Genomic DNA, 6960 nt, shown 5'->3' on the forward strand with positions numbered 1-6960 from the left:
CTTCCGTTACCATAATACCCTTTTGTATTTAGGTTTCCGTTTGAATTTCCTTTATTTCCAACTTTAGTATCATTTCCATCACCATTTTTGTTTCCTAAAATACTAGATAAAGCATCGTTAGCACTTTTAGAAACTGTAGGTTTTGGCGCTACGGGTTTTACATCTTTTTTGACATCAACAGGAGTTTTTTTTACGTTTTCTTTTTTTGGGATAACTACGTCATTGTTATCTGCATTATCATCCGAAATCACATCTTCATCAGGTGTTGTTTTTACTGGCGTAACTTTGGCATAATCTTTTACGTTTAGTACTTCGCTTTTGTAATTTTCACCCATGCCAAAGTCGCTATTACCAAAGTTCATTTCGATGCCACCACCGCCACCGCCGCCCATGAGTTTCATGTTAGCCGGTGGCCAAAAACGAAATAAGAAGAGAATAAACAATAGCAATCCGTAAACCAAAATGGCTAACCCTAGGGATTTCTTTTCATCTGTTGAAATTTTAAAACTCATAGTTATTCAAAGCTTCGTTTATATACTAATAACGTTTAAAAATGATAAATATTGTGTAAACTGCGCTACTATTTTTTTGTTAAACCAATTGTTTCAAAGCAATTTCAAAAGCCGTTGCGCTAATATTTTTTTTATCAGCATTCAAATTATGTACATTTTCTAATGCTTTCTTGATGGTTTCTGAAATATCATAAAAAATAGCCTCATCCGTCATTTGCACTTTTTTCTCCATGAAATAAGCAAATACTCTTGCCATACCACAATTGGAAATAAAATCAGGAATTAAACTCACTTGGTTATCCGTTTCTTCCATAATACTACCAAAGAATATTTCCTTGTCAGCAAACGGCACATTTGCACCACAGGAAATCACTTCTAATCCATTAGCAATTAAGTTGTCAATTTGGTTTTTAGTTACTAATCTAGATGCTGCACATGGAGCAAAAATATCAGCACCCAATGTCCAAATTTTATCATTGATTTCAGCAAACGGAATCATATTGTGAGCTACCAGTTTGTTGCCCTCTTTATTTAAGAATAATTTCTTGATTTCCTCAAAAGTAAATCCTTCTTCATTGATAATGCCACCATCTCGATCGATAATACCCACTATTTTTGCACCCATTTCTGCCAAATAAAAAGCAGCGGCCGAACCTACATTTCCAAAACCTTGTACGATGGCTTTCTTACCTTGCACATCGCCACCATATATTTTATAAAAATGACGAACTGCTTCTGCCACACCATAACCTGTAATCATATCGGCAATGGTATATTTGCGCAATACATCTGGAGAGAATTTTGGGTTTTCAATTACTTTGATAACGCCATGCCGCAATTGACCTATTCTATTGATTTTGTCCGCTTCTGTAGGTTTAAAATGTCCATTGAAAACACCTTCTTGTGGATGCCATACACCGCACTCTTCGGTAAAAGGAATTACTTCGTGAATTTCATCTACATTCAAATCGCCTCCTGTGCCATAATAACTTTTTAATAAAGGCGAAACCGCTTTGTACCAACGTTGCAAAACACTTTTCTTTCTAGGGTCATTTGGGTCAAAGTTGATACCCGATTTTGCTCCACCAATCGCTGGGCCAGAAACCGAAAACTTCACTTCCATAGTCTTAGCAAGTGAAAGTACTTCATTCATATCCAATCCTTTTCTCATTCTTGTTCCGCCACCAGCAGCTCCGCCACGAAGGCTATTGATTACAGTCCAACCTTCTGCTCCAGTTTCTGCATCTTTCCAGTTGAAGATAATTTCGGGTTCTTTATTCTCGAATTTTTTTAATAACTCTTTCATTGTTGGTTTTTCGTTTGTAGGGCAAAGATAATAATTACCAATCGGGAATTACTAATTCAATATTGTTTTTGGCATATCAAATAATTACAATAAATTTATAATCTAAAATCAATTACAATGACAATTAAAGTAAGGAGTTATAATACAATAAGAGGATTAAGTATGGCTATCACCACTTTGCTTGTTGCCTTGTTTTGGGTGTATGCTTTAAGTTTTGATATTTACAGTTATGTTTTAGTTGGTGTGATTTATGAAATAGCATGGCTACCCATGATGCTTATGCTAATCCTTGTTCCATTGTTTTCCATTATTTTTTGGCACAAAGAACATTGGAGTTTTAAGACTGCTTACCCATACTGCATTTTAATTTATTTTGTTACCGTCTTATTGCTGTTTTATAATTCTTAAGTTAGATAAAATTAATATACAACTCCAGAGGAGTGGTCATTTCTCGCGCCAGTAACACTATGCAACACATTAATTTCACCCCGCAGTTTCAACACACCAAGCAGCGCAAAGATTAGTGCCTCTTTATATTCCAGCGTTTTTACATCTGGAATAATCAAGTCCAAATTTGGAAGATAATGTTGCATTCGTGCTATCAAAAAATCATTATAAGCGCCACCACCAGTTATTAGCATCTTTCCTTGTGAGTTAGGGAAAGCCAAACCTGTTTGCAACCCAACATGCTCGGTGAAAGTAGTCATTTTATCTTCAATAGCGATAGCGTAATTTTCCATCAAAGGCAAAACCACAGTCTTTACAAATTCAAAACCAAGCGATTTCGGAAACGACTTTTGATAATAATCCAAAGCATTCAATGCGTTTAATAAATCAGAATTGATTTTCCCCGATTTTGAAATTTTTCCTTTATCATCATAATCTAACCCTAATTGGTTAGCATAATAATTCAAAACCGTATTCACGGGCGAAATATCAAAAGCAATTCGTTTGCCATTTTCTTCAAACGAAACATTAGAAAATCCACCTAGGTTCAAACAATAATCATAATCGGTAAAAAGAATGCGGTCACCAATAGGTACCAAAGGCGCACCTTGTCCGCCCAATTGTACATCTTGCACCCTGAAATCGCAAACGACAGTTTCGTTTGTAATTTTTGCTATTTCGGGAAGATTGCCTATTTGTAACGTGAACCCATTTTGTGGTTGGTGCAAAATAGTATGACCATGACTACAAACGGCATCAAGATTTTTTACATGATGTTTATCGATGAAGGATTTGATAAAATTCCCCAAAAGAACAGAATAATCTTCATTAAGTTTAAGTAGTTTTTCTGAAGAAAAATCTATAGCTTTTTTCAAATTGTTCAACCAAAACGGATCATATCCAATGGTTTCACAGTCCAAAATTGTATAGTCCCATTTGCCGTCAGAAATACTAAAATGAATATGTGCTAAATCAACGCCATCTAGCGAAGTACCTGACATTACACCGATAACATTGTAGGTTTCTTTAAACATTGTCTAAATTTACGAAAACGTTTGAAATTTTAAGTTTTATATCCTATTTTTGTACTCCAAAAGTAACCAAACATCAACTATAATCACAATATATAATGGATTTTAATTTAACCGAAGAACATTTAATGATTCAACAAGCAGCTCGAGATTTTGCAGTTGCCGAGTTATTACCAGGCGTAATTGAAAGAGACGAACATTCAAAATTTCCAACCGAACAAGTCAAGATGATGGCCGAACTAGGTTTCATGGGAATGATGGTAGATCCAAGATATGGAGGTTCAGGATTAGACGCTATTTCGTATTGTGTTGCATTAATTGAAATTGCTAAAATTGATGCATCTGCTGCAGTTATTATGTCGGTAAACAATTCCTTAGTATGTGCTGGAATTGAAAAATATGCCAACGAAGAGCAAAAAATGAAATATTTAGTTCCATTAGCAAAAGGAGAAGTAATAGGTGCCTTTTGTTTATCAGAGCCAGAAGCAGGAAGTGATGCCAGTTCACAAAAAACAACCGCCAAAGATATGGGTGATTATTACCTATTAAACGGAACCAAAAACTGGATTACTAATGGTAATTCAGCATCTACCTATTTAGTAATGGCACAAACCGATGTTGAAAAAGGACACAAAGGAATAAATGCTTTCATCGTAGAGAAAGGATGGCCAGGTTTCGAAATAGGACCAAAAGAAAAGAAAATGGGAATTCGCGGTAGCGATACCCATTCTTTGATGTTTACTGATGTGAAAGTGCCAAAAGAAAATAGAATTGGTGCTGACGGTTTTGGGTTTAACTTCGCCATGAATGTATTAAACGGCGGAAGAATCGGAATTGCATCTCAGGCTTTAGGGATAGCTACAGGAGCTTATGAATTAGCGTTGAAATATTCACAAGAAAGAAAAGCATTCGGCAAAGAAATTTTCAAACACCAAGCCATTGCTTTCAAATTGGCCGATATGTATGTAAAAATTACTGCTGCCAAATTGTTAATTATGAAAGCAGCTTGCGAAAAAGATGAAGGCAAAGATATTGCCCACTCTGGAGCAATGGCAAAATTATACGCTTCTGAAATTGCTTTAGAAGTGGCAAACGAAGCAGTTCAAATTCACGGTGGAAACGGTTATGTAGCCGAATACCACGTAGAACGCATGATGAGAGATTCTAAAATCACGCAGATTTATGAAGGAACTTCAGAAATTCAAAGAATTGTAATCTCAAGAGGATTGGTATAATATAAATTTTGAAGTCAAACACACCCTTTCAGAAATTCATTTTTGATAGGGTATTTTTTATTATTTTAGCATTTGAAAATAATGATATGAAAAACATCATCATAACAGGAACCTCTCGAGGAATTGGCTATGAGTTAGTATTACAATTTGCCAAAGCAGGACATCAAGTGTTAGCCATCTCGCGTAAAATAGCACCTGAGTTTCTTGGCAATCAAAATATCACAACACTTTCTGTTGATTTATCTAAGGAAGATGATTTGGTTCAAGTTCAAAACTTCCTTTTACAAACTTGGAAAAAAGTTGACATCATCATTCACAACGCCGGAAGTTTGTTGCTCAAACCGTTCGCTCAAACTACACAAGAAGATTTTGAAAATATCTACAAAGTCAATGTTTATGCTATTGCTAATCTAACTCGCGTTTGTTTGCCCTATTTGAAAAAAGGAAGTCATGTGGTAACAATAAGCTCTATGGGTGGTGTTCAAGGTAGTATGAAATTTGCAGGATTGGCAGCCTACAGTTCTAGTAAAGGAGCAGTAATTACACTATCTGAATTGTTAGCCGAAGAATACAAAGATCAAGGCATTGCTTTCAATGTTTTAGCGCTAGGTGCTGTAAATACCGAAATGCTTCACGAAGCTTTTCCGGGCTATGAAGCACCAATTTCAGCTAAAGAAATGGCAGATTACATTTATAATTTTGCCGTCTCAGGAAACAAATACCACAACGGAAAAGTAATTCAAGTTTCATCAAGCACTCCTTAAAAAGTTGATGGTTGACAGTTGATGAAAATCCCAACAGCCAACAGCCGACAACCGACAACCGAATATGAGCGAAGTTTTAGCTAAATATCTTCCTGAACATTCCGTTCATTCTTGCTTTGAATTAATCAAAAGCAATAATGTTCATCTCAAAATAGTAAACGAACGGCAAACGCGTCATGGCGATTATCGCAGAGCTATCGGAGGAAAGCATGAAATAACTGTCAATGCCAATCTGAATAAATACCGTTTCCTAATAACTTTAGTGCATGAAATAGCACATTTAGTAGCTTATGAAAAATTTGGACGAATGATAAAACCACATGGTAACGAATGGAAACAGTCGTTTCAGCGATTGATGGTTCCTTTTATTCGTCCAGAGATTTTTCCACATTCCGTTTTGCCATTAGTAGCCAATCATTTTAGAAACCCAACAGCAAGTAGCGATACAGATGCTCGATTAGCATTTGCTTTAAAACAATTTGACGAGCGAAAACCTGATGTACATTTCATTCACGAAGTGCCAAGCGGAAGTTTATTCCGAATAAAAAATGGAAGAGTTTTTCAAAAAAAAGGATTGCGTGTAAAACGATATGAATGCTTGGAAGTTAAAACAGGAAGATTGTATTTGTTTAATGCCAATGCTGAGGTGGAAATAATTCCTGGTTAATAGTAAAAAAAATGCTGCAACTTAGTAACTTAGCGCTTTAGTAACTTATAAAAAATGAATAAAAATTATTACGCCATACTAATGGCAGGCGGAGTGGGCTCCCGTTTTTGGCCAGTGAGTACAACAGAGTTGCCAAAACAGTTTCACGACATGCTGGGTTCGGGAAGTACTTTGATTCAAAAAACATTCAGTCGTTTGTCAAAGTTAATTCCAGCCGAAAATATTTTTATTTTAACTAATGAACGCTATAACGATTTGGTTTTAGAACAATTGCCAATGGTAAAACAAGAGCAAGTCCTTTTAGAACCAGCCATGCGAAATACAGCACCATGTATATTATATGCTTCATTAAAAATTCAAAAACAAAATTCAAATGCACTTATGGTCGTAGCGCCAAGCGATCACTGGATTGAAGATGAAATGTCGTTTTCCAATAATTTGCAACAATGTTTTGACTTTTGTCAAAAAGAAAATGCCTTAATGACATTAGGGATTCAGCCGACGTTTCCCAATATAGGTTTCGGTTATATAGAATTTGATAAATCTGATTTAAATCCAATTAAAAAAGTAAATCAGTTTCGTGAAAAACCAGATTATCAAACTGCAAAATCATTTTTAGAAGCAGGTAATTTTCTATGGAATGGAGGAATATTTATTTGGAGTGCAAAAGCAATAACCGAAGCTTTCGAAAAATTCCAACCACAAATGAATGTATTGTTTCAAAAAGGTGTTGATAGTTATAACACTTCAATCGAAAAACAATTCATTGAGGAAAATTATGCTAACGCAGAAAATATATCCATAGATTATGCCGTGATGGAAAAAGCACAAAATGTTTATGTGCTTCCAGCCACTTTTGATTGGAATGATTTAGGAACGTGGGGACAACTTCATGAAAAATTAGATAAAGACGAAAATAATAATGGTGTTATTAATGCGAAAGTAGTACTAGAAAATGCTTCCAATAATATTGTTCGTTCCGATGCTAATAAAATCAT

The 6960-nt window shown here is 35.3% G+C and carries 7 protein-coding genes and 1 pseudogene; 5 read left to right on the forward strand and 3 right to left on the reverse strand.

Features of this window, described 5'->3' with window-relative positions:
• Positions 1-512, reverse strand: a pseudogene (locus ACOYLT_RS09520) (energy transducer TonB); the annotation flags it as partial.
• Positions 513-591: 79 nt separating this feature from the next.
• Positions 592-1818 (reverse strand): Glu/Leu/Phe/Val dehydrogenase dimerization domain-containing protein, encoded by a 1227-nt coding sequence (locus ACOYLT_RS09525; RefSeq protein WP_422853622.1) that lies wholly within the window; start codon positions 1816-1818, stop codon positions 592-594.
• A 117-nt stretch (positions 1819-1935) separates the two neighbouring features.
• Between ACOYLT_RS09525 and ACOYLT_RS09530 the strand changes: the two genes are divergently transcribed.
• Entirely contained in the window at positions 1936-2226 is a 291-nt protein-coding gene (locus ACOYLT_RS09530; RefSeq protein WP_422853623.1) for a hypothetical protein, read from the forward strand.
• Between the two features lie 11 nt (positions 2227-2237).
• Here ACOYLT_RS09530 and ACOYLT_RS09535 read toward each other — a convergent pair whose 3' ends face one another.
• Positions 2238-3299 carry an anhydro-N-acetylmuramic acid kinase gene (locus ACOYLT_RS09535; RefSeq protein WP_422853624.1) on the reverse strand — a complete coding sequence of 354 codons (1062 nt, stop codon included), beginning with the start codon at positions 3297-3299 and terminating at the stop codon, positions 2238-2240.
• Positions 3300-3394: 95 nt separating this feature from the next.
• Between ACOYLT_RS09535 and ACOYLT_RS09540 the strand changes: the two genes are divergently transcribed.
• From ACOYLT_RS09540 to ACOYLT_RS09555, 4 genes are all read left to right on the forward strand, one after another.
• Positions 3395-4531, forward strand: coding sequence for an acyl-CoA dehydrogenase family protein (locus ACOYLT_RS09540; RefSeq protein WP_422853625.1), 1137 nt, complete (start codon positions 3395-3397; stop codon positions 4529-4531).
• A gap of 86 nt (positions 4532-4617) precedes the next feature.
• Positions 4618-5295, forward strand: coding sequence for an SDR family NAD(P)-dependent oxidoreductase (locus ACOYLT_RS09545; RefSeq protein WP_422853626.1), 678 nt, complete (start codon positions 4618-4620; stop codon positions 5293-5295).
• Positions 5296-5359: 64 nt separating this feature from the next.
• The gene (locus ACOYLT_RS09550; RefSeq protein ID WP_422853627.1) at positions 5360-5962 is read left to right on the forward strand and encodes a SprT-like domain-containing protein; all 603 of its coding nucleotides are present in this window, start codon (positions 5360-5362) and stop codon (positions 5960-5962) included.
• Positions 5963-6016: 54 nt separating this feature from the next.
• A partial coding sequence (locus ACOYLT_RS09555; RefSeq protein ID WP_422853628.1) for a mannose-1-phosphate guanylyltransferase occupies positions 6017-6960 on the forward strand: 944 nt, incomplete at its 3' end.

The organism is Flavobacterium sp., assembly GCF_049318185.1.
Lineage (GTDB): Bacteria > Bacteroidota > Bacteroidia > Flavobacteriales > Flavobacteriaceae > Flavobacterium.